The sequence below is a fragment of the Streptomyces sp. NPDC030183 genome (assembly GCF_055573455.1).
This window is the reverse complement of the sequence record NZ_JBVIBK010000041.1, coordinates 21,398-35,390: the sequence shown is the minus strand read 5'-3', so window position 1 is coordinate 35,390 and position 13,993 is coordinate 21,398. Positions and strand designations below refer to the sequence as shown.

Here is a 13,993-nt window from a genome sequence, read left to right as displayed (position 1 = left end):
GAAATGGAGGGGATGGGGGAGGGGAAAGGCGGGTGGCGGTCACATCAGGCGGGCCACAAGGGAATCGACCGCCGTGTCGACGCCGGCCTCGGAGCGGATCACGGGGGCCATCTCCGTCGCCCGGTACCGCAGGTGGCTGTCCTCCACCGCCCGGCCGATCGCCTGCGCGAGCCGCGCCGCCGTGAGGTCGTGGGCGGCGAGGGGCGTGGGGGCCACGCCCAGCGCCCGCATCCGCGCGGACCAGTGGGACTGGTCGCCCATGTGGGGGCAGAGGACCTGGGGGCGGCCGGCGGCCAGCGCGGCTCCCACGGTGCCGGAGCCGCCGTGGTGGACGACCGCCGCCGTCCGCGGGAAGAGCCAGTCGTGCGGCGCCTCCCTGATCGTCAGGACGTCCCGTGCCGGGGGACGGGGCTCGATGCCGCCCCACCCCGTCGCGACCACGGCCCGGACACCCGCCAGCCGGACCGCCTCGGTGACCAGGGCGTGGTTCCGGCGGGCCCGGGTGCCGGTCATGCTGCCGAAGCCGACGTAGACCGGCGGCGGCCCCTCGTCCAGGAACCGGGTCAGCTCCGCGGGCGGCCCCCAGTCGGGGCGCGCGGGCAGGAACCAGAAGCCCGTGGTGCGCACGGCGTCGCCCCAGGCCGGGTCGACGGGCGTCACATGCCGGCTGAACGACTGGAGGACGGGGCGCCGTCTGCCCTCGGGGTCGCGCAGCCACTTCCGGGCGCCGTATCTGCGCGCCGCGAGCCCCAGCTCCGTCGTCCGCCAGCGCTCCACCTCACGGGACCGCTGGGCCGCGGTCACCACGGCGTACGTGCCGCGGTTCAGGAAGCGGGGCACCCTCGGCAACGGCAGCAGCGGGCAGGGGAACTCATCGGTGGGAATCCAGCCGGGTTGCAGGGCGACGACGACGGCGGGCACCTCCAGCACGTCCGCCACGTGCTGGGCGGGAAAGGCCGCCGAATGCACCACCGCCGCCACGTCCCCGTGGTCGTGGGCGATCGCGGCGACGTCCCGCAGGGAAGGGATCAGCAATTGTTTGAGCCGGACGACCGTCCGCGCGGCCGCGATCTTCCCGTGGACTCCCAGCAGACCGTGGTCGATGGTCCGGCGGGTTTCCGGCTCGTCGAGAATACGGGCCGGACCGTCGTCGATCGCCGCGAATTCCACCCCGTACGCGGCGGCCTCCGACGCGTAGGCGAGCGGGGCGGCCAATAACGGTGTGTGGCCGTGGCGACGGAGCGCCACGGCCAGTGCGAGGAAGGGTTGGACGTCCCCGCGAGTACCGCATGCCGCGAGGAGAACCTTGCGCGGGCGGGTGCCGGATCCGGGGCTCGCCGGCACCGTTTCTTTGGGCAAGACCACGCGCTGAACCTAGCAGAAGGGAAATCGAACGAGTTTGGCGTGTAAAAGGGTTCGAAATTCCCCGGGGAAATACTCAGGTGCGGAACGGTCCCGTCACCTCGTAAGTGATGCCGCCCGACGAACTGCCGCTGGTGCCGCGCTGGCTGGAGAAGTACAGACGGCGGCCGTCGGGGGAGAAGGCCGGGCCCGTGATCTCCGAGGCGGACTGGCCGTCGACACGGAGGAAGGGGGCGATGATGTCGTCCGGGGTGATCACGCAGATCTCCATGTTGCCTCCGTCCTCCGCGACGAAGAGGTCACCGGAGACGGTGCCGGTGACGTTGTCGACGCCGGTGAGCGGAGCCGTGCCGCCGGTCACCAAGGAGTCGTCGTAGGCGAGTTCGATGGTCTGCGCCGCCGCGTCGTACTGCCAGACGCGGTTGTCGCCCTTCGTCGTGAACCAGCAGGTGCCGTCGGCGTAGTAGCAGCCCTCGCCGCCGTTGAAGCGCTTGGCGCCGGAGACCTGGTTGCGGGTGGCGGTCGCACCGGACGGGTCGGGGACCCGGGCCCAGTTCACCGGGCCGCTGGTGCCCGTGCCGCCCACCAGCACCTCCAGCGTGCCCGACGACAGATCGCCCCAGGTCGTCGGCCGGAAGCGGTAGAAGCAGCCGTCGGTGACGTCCTCCGTCATGTAGACGACCCCGCGCACCGGGTCGGCGGCCGCCGCCTCGTGCTTGAACCGGCCCATCGCGTCCCGCCGCACGGCCGCCTTCACGCCCCAGGGATCGGTCTCGTAGACGTATCCGCGGTCGACCTCCTCGCAGGACAGCCAGGTGTTCCACGGCGTCTTCCCGCCCGCGCAGTTGGTGCGCGTGCCGGAGAGGATGCGGTACGCGGAGGTGACGGTGCCCGTCGAGGAGAACCGCACCGCGCTCGCGCCGCCGGACGGGCTGATCTCCGAGTTGGAGACGTAGATCCAGCCGGTGCCGTCCGCGTAACAGGCTCCGCCGTCCGGGGCGTTGTGCCAGGTGTACGACGTGCCGGCGACCCGCTGGCCGGAGCGGGCGATCACCCGGCTGGTGAAACCGCTCGGAAGCCTGATGCCGTTGGCGTCCGGCGCGCCGAGGGCGCCGTACGGGCCCGCGCCGGGCTGGGCGGGCGCGGCGTACGCGGCGCCGCGCCACAGGGTTCCGCCGAACGCGGTCGAGGTGCCGCCGAGAACGGCCGCGCGTAGCAGGGTACGACGTTCCACTGTCGCTCCAAGGGTGCGTTGACCGGCCCGCCTGCCGGTCGGCGGCGGGGTCGCGCGGTGTTGGAACTTAGGGGAGCGGGGTTGACGGAGCATGGACAGTCAGTGGCCGCGCGGAGGCGTTCGCGGGCGTCCGGGGGGCCTGGGGCGCCTTCGAGCTCGGGGCGTGGGGTGCGTCGGCGGGTGCGGGGTCGGTGGTGGTCGCTCGCGCAGTTCCCCGCGCCCCTGAAAGCAGGGGCTGCGCCCCGCTTTCCCCCGCCCCGCAGCCCCGCCCTGTAGCCCGACAAGCGCCGGCTCCTCGACCGCGGCGTCCGCCCGCCCTCCGTCCCGCAGGCTTCCCGACCGCGGCGTCCGCCCGCCCTCGGTCCCGCGGGCTTCCCGACCGCGGCGTCCGCCCGCCCTCGGTCCCGCGGGCTTCCCGACCGCGGCGTCCGCCCGCCCTCCGTCCCGCGGGCTTCCCGACCGCGGCCTTCGACCCGCGAGCCCTCCCACCTGCAGCCTTCCATGCGTGAGCTCATCGGCCCCCCGGCCCGTTTCGCAGGCTTCCCGACCGCAGCCTTCAACCCGCGAGCCCTCTCACCCGCAGCCTTCAACCCGCGAGCCCCCGGCCCCTGGCCCCGTCCCGCAGGCTCCTCGACCTGCGAGCCCGCAGCCCTCGTCACTCGTCACTCGTCCCTCCTCCCGCGAGCCCCCGACCCGCGCCCTCGACCCGCCAGCCCCCTCACCCACAAGCCGCCTCACCCGCAGACAACCGGGCCCCCTCCCCCTACCCTGAGGGCGTTGGTGGGGCTTTCGGGAGGGTGGTGGCGTGGTGGGGTGGGGTGTGGGGGACATTCCGGAGCAGCGCGGGCGGGTTGCCGTCGTCACCGGGGCCAACAGCGGGATCGGTTACGTCACCGCTCGTGAGCTAGCCCGGCTTGGCGCGCGCGTCGTGCTCGCCTGCCGGAGTGAGGAGCGGGGTCGCGCCGCCCTGGAGCGGATGAGGGCCGAGGTGCCCGGCGGTCGTGTCGAGCTGCTGCGGCTGGACCTCGGGGACCTCGCGTCCGTGCGGGAGTTCGCCGCCGCGTACGAGGAGACGTACGACCGGCTCGATCTGCTGATCAACAACGCGGGGGTGATGGCCGTAGCGGAGGGCCGTACCGCCGACGGCTTCGAGACGCAGTTCGGGACCAACCACCTCGGGCACTTCGCGCTCACGGGGCTGCTGGCGCCCCTGCTGCTCGCCACCGCCGGCGCACGGGTCGTGACCCTCTCCAGCGGGATGCACCTGCGCGCCAACATCGACCTCGACGACCTGGACACCGCGCGCACCTACGGGCGCTGGCTGGCGTACGGCCGTTCCAAGACGGCCAACCTGCTGTTCACCCACGAGCTGGCCCGGCGGCTCGCGGCGGCCGGTTCCGACGTCGTCGCCGCGGCCGCCCACCCCGGGTACGCGGCCACGAACCTCCAGACCGCCGGGGCCAAGGCGGAGGGCCGCCGGGCGACCGAGCGGATCATGCGGATCGGCAACCGCTTCTTCGCCCAGTCCGCCGAGGCGGGCGCCCTGCCCACGCTGTACGCGGCCACCGCGCCCGGCGTCGCCCCCGACTCCTTCATCGGCCCCCGGTTCCTGATGTGGCGCGGTGCGCCCGCCAGGTCGCCGCGCGCCCCCTGGACCCTCGACGACCGGGCCGGCGAACTCCTCTGGGAGCGCTCGGAACGGCTCACCGGCGTGACGTACGACCAGCTGAAGTCCTGAGCCGGCGCTGTGGCGCCCTGTACCCGCTCGCGGCCCGACACGGCGGCGCCGGAACGGTCCATGCCCGTTCCGGCGCCCACGCATGTCGGAGCACGGGTTACGACGCCCGCACCTCGTACGTCCTGATCCGCACCGCCTCGTCGTCGAGGCACTGCCCGTTCTCCAGGTCGAAGCGCTGCTTCAGCAGGGGCGAGGCCACGAACGGCCGGCCCTGGTGCGAGCCGGTGAGGCCGCGGGAGAGGACCGCCGCGCCACTGAACGGGTCGCGGTTGTCGATGGCGTACAGGCTGCCCGCGCGGTCGCGGAACAGGGCCACCTGCTCGCCGTCGGGCAGCAGGGCAGCCACACCGCGGCCGGGCAGCAGGGCGCTCAGGTCGCAGACCGTGAGCCAGCCGTCGGTGAGCCGCAGCTGGACCTTCAGGTCGGTCGTCTCGGGTGCCAGGGTCATCGCTGGGCGGTTCCTTCCAGGACGTCTTCGGCGGGGCGCAGGCCGATGGACAGGAGCGGCAGGTCGGGCTTGATCTGGTCGCGCTCGGGCACGAAGCCCACGACCGGGTCCGGGGTGTCCGGCGCGTTCACGAAGGACACGAAACGGGCGAGCTTCTCGGGGTCGTTGATGGTGTCGGCCCACTCGTCGCGGTAGTGGGCGACGTGCGCCGCCATCAGCGACTCCAGCTCCTCGCAGATACCGAGGGAGTCCTCCACCACCACGTCCCGTACGTGGTCCAGTCCGCCGGGGATCCGCTCCAGCCAGGTCGACGTGCGCTCCAGACGGTCCGCCGTGCGGATGTAGAACATCAGGAAGCGGTCGATCAGCCGGATCAGCTCGGCGTCGGAGAGGTCCTGCGCCAGCAGGTCCGCGTGGCGCGGGGTGGCGCCGCCGTTGCCGCCGACGTAAAGGTTCCAGCCGTTGGTGGTGGCGATGACGCCGAAGTCCTTCGACTGGGCCTCGGCGCACTCCCGGGCGCACCCGGAGACCGCCGACTTGAGCTTGTGCGGGGAACGCAGACCCCGGTAGCGCAGCTCCAGGTCGATCGCCATGCGCACGGAGTCCTGGACGCCGTAGCGGCACCAGGTCTGCCCGACGCAGGACTTCACCGTGCGCAGGGACTTGCCGTACGCGTGGCCCGACTCGAAGCCCGCGTCCACCAACCGGGTCCAGATCAGCGGGAGCTGCTCGACGCGGGCGCCGAACATGTCGATCCGCTGACCGCCGGTGATCTTGGTGTAGAGGCCGAAGTCGCGGGCGATCTCCCCGATGACGATCAGGCCCTCGGGGGTGATCTCACCGCCGGGGATGCGCGGGACGACCGAGTACGAGCCGTTCTTCTGGAGGTTGGCGAGGAAGTGGTCGTTGGTGTCCTGGAGGGCCGCCTGCTCGCCGTCCAGGACGTAGACGTCGGCGCCGATCGTCGGGGCGAGGGAGGCGATGATCGAGCCGACCGCCGGCTTGCAGATCTCGCAGCCGTCGCCGCCCCGGGCCTCCTCGCGGCCGTAACGGTCCAGCAGGTCCTGGTACGTGTTGATACGCAGCGCCAGGACGATCTCGTACAGCTCCTCGCGGGTCTGCGAGAAGCAGGCGCACAGGCCCTTGTCGACGACGACACCGCCGGCCTCCAGCTCCGCGTTGACCAGCTGGCCGAGGACCTTGACGCAGGAGCCGCAGGTCGTACCGGCCTTGGTGCACTTCTTCACCTCGGGCACGGTGGTGCACTTGTGCTCGGTGACGGCCTCGCGGATCGTGCCCTTGCGGACGTTGTTGCAGGAGCAGATGATCGCGTCGTCCGGCAGCGCGGTCGGGCCGAGCTGGGCGGACTCCCCGGCGCCCGCGGGCAGCACCAGCGACTCGGGCGAGACCGGCGGGACCGACCCGGTGAACGCCTTCAGCGTGCCGTACGCCTCCGCGTCGCCGACCAGGATGCCGCCGAGGAGCGTGCCGTCCCGGCCGATGACCAGCTTCTTGTACAGGCCCGAGCGGGAGTCGGAGTAGACGACGTCCAGGCAGTCCTCGGTGGTGCCGTGCGCGTCACCGAAGGACGCCACGTCCACGCCGAGCAGCTTCAGCTTGGTGGACAGGTCGGCACCCGTGAACGACAACTGCTCCGCCTCGTCGGCGGCGATGGCCGCGGCGGCCGTCTCGGCCTGCTCGTAACCGGGGGCCACCAGGCCGTACACCCGGCCGTCGGCGGCCAGCGCGCACTCGCCGATCGCGAAGACGTGCGGGTCGGAGACCGTACGGCACTGCTCGTCGACGGTGATGCCGCCGCGCTCGCCGACCGTCAGACCGCAGTCGCGGGCGAGCTGGTCGCGGGGGCGGACACCGGCGGAGAACACCACCATGTCGGTGGCGAGTTCGGAGCCGTCGGACAGCTTCATCCCGGTGACCGCGCCGTCCTCGCCGACGACGATCTCCTGCGTGCCCACCCCGGTGTGCACGGACAGGCCCATCTCCTCGATGGTCCGCAGCAGCGCCGCGCCACCGCCGTCGTCGACCTGCACCGGCATCAGCCGCGGCGCGAACTCCACGATGTGCGACTCGATCCCGAGGCCCTTGAGCGCACCGGCCGCCTCCAGCCCGAGCAGACCGCCGCCGACCACGGCACCCACCCGGGCCCGGCTCTTCGCGTACTCCTCGATCGCGAGCAGGTCCTCGATGGTGCGGTAGACGAAGCAGCCCTCGGCGTCCTTGTTCGGGACCGGCGGCACGAACGGGTACGAGCCGGTGGCGAGGACGAGGACGTCGTACTCGAAGACCTGCCCGGACCGCGCGGTGACCTTGCGGGCCTCGCGGTCCACGGTCTCGGCCGGGTCGCCGACGTACAGCTCGATGCCGTGGCTCTCGATGAACGCCATGTCCGTCATCGACAGGTCCTCGGGCGTCTTGCCCGAGAAGTACGAGGTCAGTGCCACACGGTCATAGGCGGGGCGCGGCTCCTCGCACAGCACGACCACGCGGTGCGTGGCGGTCAGGCCGCGCTCGGCGAGCGCTTCGAGGAAGCGCTGGCCGACCATGCCATGGCCGACGAGCACGATCGTGGGGTTCGCCCCAGTGGCGGTCATCAGGAGCCTCCATCGTTGGTGAGCAGGTGGAGCAGAGGGCCGTTGTCGGGGAGCGGCTCTGCTCCCTCCCAGGCGCGGGCGAGCGCGCCGACGGTGCCGAGTTCGCCGACGAGCACCCCGCCGACCAGGCGGTCGTCGCGGACGACGACCTTGCGGTAGGTGCCGCGGGTGGCGTCCGCGAGCTGGATGACGTCGTCACCGGGCCGGGGGTCGGGCTCGCCGAACGCGGCGAGATCGAAGAAGTCCTGACCGGCGAGCGTCAGCCGGGTCAGGGCGCGGGTGCCGGTGTAGCGGGAGCCCGTGTCCCCCGCCAGCAGCTCGGCGAGCACGTCGGCCTGTTCGAGCGCCGGAGTGGCGAGCCCGTAGACCGTGCCCTGGAACTGGGCGCAGTCGCCGATCGCGTGGATGTGCGGGTCGGAGGTGCGCAGCTCCTCGTCGACGATGACGCCCTTGTGCACCGCGAGGCCCGCGTCCTGCGCGAGACCCACCCGGGGGTGGACTCCGCAGGCGATGACGACGAGGTCCGCGTCGAGCGCGTACCCGTCGGCCAGCGACACCGACCGCACGCTCCCGCCGACGCTGCGCACGGCACGCACCCGGGTCTCGGTGTGCACCTCGACACCCAGCTCTTCGAGGTGCCGCCGGACCAGCTTCGACGCCGACGGGTCCAGCTGGCGCTCCATCAGCCGCTCGCCCTGCTGGGCGAGGACGACCTGGGCGCCGCGCTGGGCGAGGGCCCGCGACGCGGACACGCCGAGCAGCCCGCCGCCGATGACGACGGCCCGTACGCCCGGCCGCACCGCCTTCGACAGGCCCAGGCAGTCGTCCATGGTCCGGAAGGCGTGCACACCCTCGGGGAACTCGTGCCGTTCGGGGTCCCACAGGCCGCGCAGCGGCGGCAGCACGGGGTTCGAACCGGTCGCGAGGACGAGGGTGTCGTAGGCGATGTCCGTACCGTCCGCGAGACGTACGGCTCGCGTCTCGCGGTCGATACGGACGACCCGGCCCCGGGTCAGCCGCGGGGGCGCGGGCAGCGCGATGACCTCGGGCGCGTACCGCCCGGCCAGGACGTCGGCGAGCAGCACCCGGTTGTACGGTGTGTGCTCCTCCTCGCCCACCAGGGTGGCGGGCACACCGAGCTCTCCCAGCCGCCGGGCGAGACGCACGCCCGCGAGGCCGGAGCCGATCACCACCACACGCTCATTCGAGGTCATGTCCTTGAGCGTGCGGTGCCGGTGTTACCCGACCGCATCACCTCTGTTTCCCGTGAGGAACGCTGCCCTCCCCACGGGCCGCACCGGAGTGTGAGGGGTTTCCGCAGGGCCGGGGTGGGGTGTGAGAACAGCGCCCGGACCGCCGCTGACCAGGCGAGACGGCCACGACGCGGGCGTATACGGGAGGGCGGCGCCCGATCACCCCCGCCCAGGGGGCGGGCCGGCCGGGAACCTCAGAAAACCCTCAGGTCGATGGACGGCACACCTGTGTCCCCCCGTAGGGTCCGCTCATGCCCGACATATCGCTGACCACGGTCGTCGTCCTCTGCCTCGCGGCCCTCGCGGCCGGCTGGATCGACGCCGTGGTGGGCGGCGGCGGACTGCTGCTCCTGCCCGCCCTCCTCCTCGGCCTGCCGAACGGCTCCTTGGCCGCCCAGTACGCCCTCGGCACCAACAAGGCGGTCGCGATCGTCGGCACCACGGGCGCGGCGGTGACCTACGCCCGCCGCACCCCGGTGGACGTCCGGATCGCCGTCCGCATCGGTCTCGCGGCGCTCGCCGGCTCGACGGCCGGCGCGTTCGTCGCCGCCGGGATGAGCACGGAGATCCTGAAACCGGTCGTCATGGTCGTCCTCCTGGGCGTCGGCGCGTTCGTGATCCTGCGCCCCTCCTTCGGCACGGCACCCGCCACCGGCCCGGTCTCGGCGCGCCGCGTCCTCGCCGCGATCGGCCTCGCGGGCGTCGGCATCGGCTTCTACGACGGTCTCGTCGGCCCCGGCACCGGCACGTTCCTCGTCCTCACCCTCACCGCCGTCCTCCACCTCGACCTGGTCACCGCCTCCGCCACCGCCAAGATCGTCAACTGCTGCACCAACGCCGGTGCCCTCGCCACGTTCGCCTGGAAGGGCACGGTGTACTGGCAGTTGGCCGCGCTGATGGCCTTGTTCAACCTCGTCGGCGGCACGGTCGGCGCGCGCACGGCACTGAAGAAGGGCAGCGGCTTCGTCCGGGTCGTGCTGCTGACGGTGGTGTTCACGCTGGTGGCGAAGATGGCGTACGAACAGTGGCTGGCATGAGGGCGAGGACGAGGGCGAGGACTCTCCTCAGGAGAGGCGGCTGCCGGTGAGGTGGGCGAAGACGACGACGTTGCCCTCGTAGCCGGTCGAGCGGGAGTACGGGCCGCCGCAGGTGATGACCCGCAACTCCGGCCGCGCGGCCGCCCCGTACACCTTCTCGTCGGGGAAGTCCCGCGCGGCGTACACCTCGACCGCGTCCACCGTGAACACGGCGGTGGCCCCGTCCCGCCGGTCCACCTCGATCGTGGCGCCCCGCCGCACCGCGCCCAGGTCGTAGAAGACGGCGGGACCGTCGGCGTCGTCGACGTGCCCGGCGACGATCGCGGTGCCCCGCTCGCCGGGGGTGGTGCCGGCCGCGTACCAGCCGGCGAGATTCTCCTGCTCGGCGGGCGGCACGTCCAGGCTGCCCGTGGGGGTGAGACCGAGGCCCGTCAGAGGGGCGTCCACGCGGATCGAGGGGATACGGACACGATCCGGCGGCGAAGGCGGCAGGGCCGGTACGACCGGCTCCTCGGGCCCCGGACGGCTCTGCCCCCGCTCGTGCCCCTGCGCGGCCGACGGCTGCGGGGGCGGGTGGGAGGCGGTGCCGCCGCGCAGCAGCCAGGCGCCGCAGCAGAGGGCGACGACGGTGACGCCCGTCAGGACGACGTCGACGAACCGACGCACGGGGGTCTCCTCCGGGGCTGGTCGTACGGGGCGGGCGGGTGGTTGCTCCTCCCCTCCGGGCCGAAGGGGCGCAAGGCCCGGAGGGGAGGGGGACGGCGGTACCGGCGGACGGACAGCGGAGGGTGTCCGTCAGATCCTGCCGCCTCTCGCCCGGCGATGCAGGAGCCGGGTACCGCCCGCGGCGGCGACGGCCAGAGCCGCCACGCCCGCCGCGGTCTGCACGGGGTCGGGGCCGAGTGCGCCACCGACCCCCGTCTTCACACTCCCTCTTGGATGCGCCGACGGCGCGCTGTGGGCGCCGGTCAACGAGACGACGAGGTCCCCGGCGACCCGCCGTTCGCCCTTCGCGCAGGTCACGACGATCTCGTACGTCCCCGGCTGGGCGCTGGGCGGCACCTCGAACCGCCCGCTGGGCCGGGGCCGCCCGGCGCCGGGCGCGAGGGGGAAGGAGCCGGCCCCGACCGCGCTGGCGTCGCCCGTACCCGTACCGTCCGCACCGCAGGCCGCCGTGCGGGCGGTCACCTCGTCCCCGGGGATGACACGGGCCGGGACCAGCTCCAGCCGCCCGCCCTCCGCCCCGCCGTGGGCCGGGGCGGCCGGGAGCAGGGCGGTGAGGGCCGCGGCGAGGACGGCGAACGCGGTGCCGGTCAGCGGGCGGGCGACAGGTCGCATGGAGCCAGCTCCTCCCGAGAGTCCACCTTTGCCCTTCCGAGGTAAGGCGCACAGGGACCGAAGCGCCCTCTGAGGGGCCGTCAGAAAGGGGGTGGAGGGAGCCGGGGAAGGGGGGACACGGGCAGGGCCGGACGGTGTTCGGGCAGGTCATCGCTACGGCGGGGGAGGGGACGGGGAGAAGAGACCAGGGCAGGTGCGAATGGGTGAACGGCGAGGGGCCGGGGGTGGGGGGGCGAAGGCGGGGCAAGGGGCGGGACGACGGCCGGCTCCGCCGCTTGACCTCAAGTTGAGTTGAGGTACGAGGGTGGTCCCCATGACGACCTCGACAGGAACCCAAGCAGTTCCCCAGACCCCTCCTTCTCCCTCCGCCTCCGCCTCCGCCTCTCCCTCCGTCCCGGTCCGGGTGACGGTGATCGTGGGGAGCAACCGCGCGGGCAGGTTCGGGCCGGTGGTGGCCGAATGGCTCGTGGCCCGGGTGCGTGAGCACGACGACTTCGAGGTGGACGTCGTGGATGTCGCCGAGATCGACCTCCCGACGACGTTCGAGCCGACTCCCGAGGTGACGGCGCGGTTGGCGGAGGTCACGCCGAAGCTGGCCGCCGCCGAGGCGTTCGTGGTGCTGACACCCGAGTACAACCACTCCTACCCGGCGGCCCTGAAGAACCTCATCGACTGGCACTTCCACGAATGGCGTGCCAAGCCGGTGGCGCTCGTCTCCTACGGCGGCGTTTCCGGCGGCCTGCGTGCGACGGAGCACCTGAGGCAGGTCTTCGCCGAGCTCCACGCCACCACGGTCCGCGACACCGTCTCCTTCCACAACGCCCACGGCTCCTTCGACGACACCGGCCGCCTCAAGGACCCGACCGGCCCCGACGCCGCGGCAAAGGGGATGCTGGATCAGCTGGCCTGGTGGGGCAGGGCCCTGAGGGAGGCGAAGCAGAGGCGCCCGTACGAGTGAGGGTTACCCGAAGTGACGCCAGTCACGACGGGTTACCCCGATGGACCGTGGCGTCCCACCCCTCGACCCCGTCTCCGATACCACCCGCTATGTTCGAGCCGTTCATCCGACATGCGGAGCTGGTATGCAGAAGACAGAGGGGCCGGTCCCGGCGACCGGAACCGACGACGCGGCCGAGCCGTCCTGGCCCCGTCACTGGCCTCTCCTGCTCCTCGGCGCGGCGGTGGTCCCCGGTGCCGTGCTGTTCCTCGTCGGCCGGGGCCTTGAGGAACCGGCCGTCCAGGCGTGGCGGACGGTGTGTCTGTCCATCGCCGTACAGGCGCTGCCGTTCCTGCTGCTCGGCACGGCCCTGTCGGGGGCCATCAACGCGTTCGTACCGGCGAAGGCGTTCAGCCGGCTGCTGCCCCGCAACCCCGCTCTGGCGGTCCCCGTGGCGGGGGCCGCCGGAGTCGTCCTGCCCGGCTGCGAGTGCGCGTCCGTACCGGTCGCCAACAGTCTGATACGCCGTGGGGTCGACCCGGCCGCCGCGTTCGCCTTCCTGCTGTCGGCCCCGGCCGTCAACCCGATCGTCCTGGTCGCGACGGCCGTGGCCTTCCCCGGCAGCCCCGAGATGGTGCCGGCCCGGCTGCTCGCCTCGCTCGCCACCGCCGCCGTGATGGGCTGGCTGTGGCTCTGGCTGGGCCGGACCGAGTGGCTGAAGCCGATCCCGCGGCACACCGGGCACCAGCCGGGGCACAGCCGCTGGACCGAGTTCCGGCTCGGCTTCCAGCACGACTTCCTGCACGCCGGCGGGTTCCTGGTCATCGGCGCGATGGCCGCGGCCACCTTCAACGTCGTGGTCCCGCGTTCCGTGCTCGACACCTTCGCCGACTCGCCCTGGCTCTCGGTGCTGTTCCTCGCCGCGCTCGCCATCCTGCTGTCGGTCTGCTCCGAGGCCGACGCCTTCGTCGCCGCCTCCCTCTCCGGGTTCTCGCCCCTCGCGCGACTGACGTTCATGGTGGTCGGGCCGATGGTCGACCTGAAGCTGATCGCCCTCCAGACGGGCACCTTCGGCCGGGCCTTCGCGATCCGCTTCTCCGCCGCGACCGTCGTCGTGGCGATCCTCGCCAGTGCCCTGATGGGAGGCGTCCTGCTGTGAAACGACCGCTCCAGGCCCTCCTGCTCCTCCTCAGCGGCGTCGGTCTGCTCCACGCGACGGTGTTCACCGACCTCTACCTGAGATACGTCAAGGAGGGCATGCGCCCCCTGCTCATCGCCTCAGGAGCCCTGCTGCTCCTGCTGGGCGCGGCGGAGGCGTGGTCGCTCCGCACACCACCGGCCCCGAACGGCCATGACGCCGCCCCGCACGACGACCCCGACGCCGCCCCGCACGACGACCCCGACGCCGCCCCGCACGACGACCCCGACGCCGCCCCGCCCAACGACCCTGACGCCGACCCGCACACCCACGCCCACGCCCACGCCCAAGCCCACGGTCACGACCACTCCGGCCCGCCCCGCACGGCCTGGCTCCTCCTCTTCCCCGCCCTGAGCCTGCTCTTCTACGCGCCCCCGGCCATCGGCGCGTACAGCGCGTCCCGCGAGGCGCCCAAGGCCGTGGCGGTCAAGGAGCAGGACGAGTTCGAGCCGCTCCCGGCGACGTCCCCGCTCCCGATGACGCTCACGGACTTCACGACGCGCGTGCAGCAGGACCGGGAGAAGGCCATCGAGGGGAGGGTGGTCCGGATGACCGGTTTCGCGACGCCCGACGGCAGCGGCGACGGCTGGTACCTGACCCGTTCGATCTTCAGCTGCTGCGCGGCGGACACCCAGTTCGTGAAGGTCCGCGCCCACGGCGCCCCGGCCCCGCCCGCGGACACCTGGGTCACGGTCACCGGCACCTGGCACGCCGGCGGCACCCTCGGCACCAGCTCCGCCGACGTCGCCCTCGACGTCCGCACGATCAAGAAGGTCGCCCGCCCCACGAACGGCTACACGGACGCCCTCCTGCCCCCGCCCAACTGAAGGAGAACG

12 protein-coding genes are annotated in these 13,993 nt (G+C 72.9%); 5 read left to right on the top strand and 7 right to left on the bottom strand.

Features of this window, described 5'->3' with window-relative positions; genetic code table 11:
- Positions 1 to 39 precede the first annotated feature (39 nt).
- Positions 40 to 1,344, bottom strand: a complete 1,305-nt coding sequence (locus ACZ4Z2_RS34655) for a glycosyltransferase (protein WP_468081554.1) — start codon at positions 1,342 to 1,344, stop codon at positions 40 to 42.
- 94 nt (positions 1,345 to 1,438) lie between these two features.
- A complete protein-coding gene (locus ACZ4Z2_RS34650; RefSeq protein ID WP_468081520.1) occupies positions 1,439 to 2,596 on the bottom strand; it encodes an alkaline phosphatase PhoX in 1,158 nt (385 codons plus the stop codon).
- Between the two features lie 820 nt (positions 2,597 to 3,416).
- On the opposite strand from ACZ4Z2_RS34650, the gene ACZ4Z2_RS34645 reads away from it, so the two are divergent.
- Positions 3,417 to 4,334 (top strand): oxidoreductase, encoded by a 918-nt coding sequence (locus tag ACZ4Z2_RS34645; protein ID WP_468081519.1) that lies wholly within the window; start codon positions 3,417 to 3,419, stop codon positions 4,332 to 4,334.
- Between the two features lie 97 nt (positions 4,335 to 4,431).
- On the opposite strand, the gene nirD is transcribed toward ACZ4Z2_RS34645, so the two are convergent.
- The 3 genes from nirD to ACZ4Z2_RS34630 are packed head-to-tail and all read right to left on the bottom strand — an operon-like array spanning position 4,432 to position 8,608.
- Complete coding sequence (nirD, locus tag ACZ4Z2_RS34640; protein ID WP_468081518.1) at positions 4,432 to 4,782, bottom strand: nitrite reductase small subunit NirD; 351 nt, start codon at positions 4,780 to 4,782, stop codon at positions 4,432 to 4,434.
- A complete protein-coding gene (gene nirB, locus ACZ4Z2_RS34635; RefSeq protein WP_468081516.1) occupies positions 4,779 to 7,394 on the bottom strand; it encodes a nitrite reductase large subunit NirB in 2,616 nt (871 codons plus the stop codon). Before nirB ends, nirD begins: the two co-directional genes overlap by 4 nt.
- Positions 7,394 to 8,608, bottom strand: coding sequence for an NAD(P)/FAD-dependent oxidoreductase (locus ACZ4Z2_RS34630; RefSeq protein WP_468081515.1), 1,215 nt, complete (start codon positions 8,606 to 8,608; stop codon positions 7,394 to 7,396). The genes nirB and ACZ4Z2_RS34630 overlap by 1 nt, the downstream gene beginning before the upstream one ends.
- Before the next feature lie 290 nt (positions 8,609 to 8,898).
- Here ACZ4Z2_RS34630 and ACZ4Z2_RS34625 point away from each other — a divergent pair, with 290 nt between their 5' ends.
- Positions 8,899 to 9,684: a sulfite exporter TauE/SafE family protein gene (locus tag ACZ4Z2_RS34625; protein WP_468081514.1), complete on the top strand. Its 786-nt coding sequence runs from the start codon at positions 8,899 to 8,901 to the stop codon at positions 9,682 to 9,684.
- Positions 9,685 to 9,711: 27 nt separating this feature from the next.
- Here ACZ4Z2_RS34625 and ACZ4Z2_RS34620 read toward each other — a convergent pair whose 3' ends face one another.
- Together ACZ4Z2_RS34620 and ACZ4Z2_RS34615 are read right to left on the bottom strand one after the other, a co-directional pair.
- Positions 9,712 to 10,350: a class F sortase gene (locus tag ACZ4Z2_RS34620; RefSeq protein ID WP_468081512.1), complete on the bottom strand. Its 639-nt coding sequence runs from the start codon at positions 10,348 to 10,350 to the stop codon at positions 9,712 to 9,714.
- Positions 10,351 to 10,479: 129 nt separating this feature from the next.
- Positions 10,480 to 11,022, bottom strand: coding sequence for a hypothetical protein (locus ACZ4Z2_RS34615; protein WP_468081510.1), 543 nt, complete (start codon positions 11,020 to 11,022; stop codon positions 10,480 to 10,482).
- 313 nt (positions 11,023 to 11,335) lie between these two features.
- On the opposite strand from ACZ4Z2_RS34615, the gene ACZ4Z2_RS34610 reads away from it, so the two are divergent.
- From ACZ4Z2_RS34610 to ACZ4Z2_RS34600, 3 genes are all read left to right on the top strand, one after another.
- Complete coding sequence (locus ACZ4Z2_RS34610; RefSeq protein WP_468081509.1) at positions 11,336 to 11,980, top strand: NADPH-dependent FMN reductase; 645 nt, start codon at positions 11,336 to 11,338, stop codon at positions 11,978 to 11,980.
- A 124-nt stretch (positions 11,981 to 12,104) separates the two neighbouring features.
- Positions 12,105 to 13,118 (top strand): permease, encoded by a 1,014-nt coding sequence (locus ACZ4Z2_RS34605; protein ID WP_468081508.1) that lies wholly within the window; start codon positions 12,105 to 12,107, stop codon positions 13,116 to 13,118.
- Positions 13,115 to 13,984 carry a TIGR03943 family putative permease subunit gene (locus ACZ4Z2_RS34600; RefSeq protein WP_468081507.1) on the top strand — a complete coding sequence of 290 codons (870 nt, stop codon included), beginning with the start codon at positions 13,115 to 13,117 and terminating at the stop codon, positions 13,982 to 13,984. The genes ACZ4Z2_RS34605 and ACZ4Z2_RS34600 overlap by 4 nt, the downstream gene beginning before the upstream one ends.
- Positions 13,985 to 13,993: the final 9 nt, after the last annotated feature.

What these genes read in the sequence shown, in the direction of transcription:
- ACZ4Z2_RS34630 (WP_468081515.1), bottom strand. Translation starts at nt 8,608, where the DNA reads ATGACCTCGAATGAGCGTGTGGTGGTGATCGGCTCCGGCCTCGCGGGC.
- nirB (WP_468081516.1), bottom strand. Translation starts at nt 7,394, where the DNA reads ATGACCGCCACTGGGGCGAACCCCACGATCGTGCTCGTCGGCCATGGC.
- ACZ4Z2_RS34610 (WP_468081509.1), top strand. Translation starts at nt 11,336, where the DNA reads ATGACGACCTCGACAGGAACCCAAGCAGTTCCCCAGACCCCTCCTTCT.
- ACZ4Z2_RS34625 (WP_468081514.1), top strand. Translation starts at nt 8,899, where the DNA reads ATGCCCGACATATCGCTGACCACGGTCGTCGTCCTCTGCCTCGCGGCC.
- ACZ4Z2_RS34615 (WP_468081510.1), bottom strand. Translation starts at nt 11,022, where the DNA reads ATGCGACCTGTCGCCCGCCCGCTGACCGGCACCGCGTTCGCCGTCCTC.
- ACZ4Z2_RS34605 (WP_468081508.1), top strand. Translation starts at nt 12,105, where the DNA reads ATGCAGAAGACAGAGGGGCCGGTCCCGGCGACCGGAACCGACGACGCG.
- nirD (WP_468081518.1), bottom strand. Translation starts at nt 4,782, where the DNA reads ATGACCCTGGCACCCGAGACGACCGACCTGAAGGTCCAGCTGCGGCTC.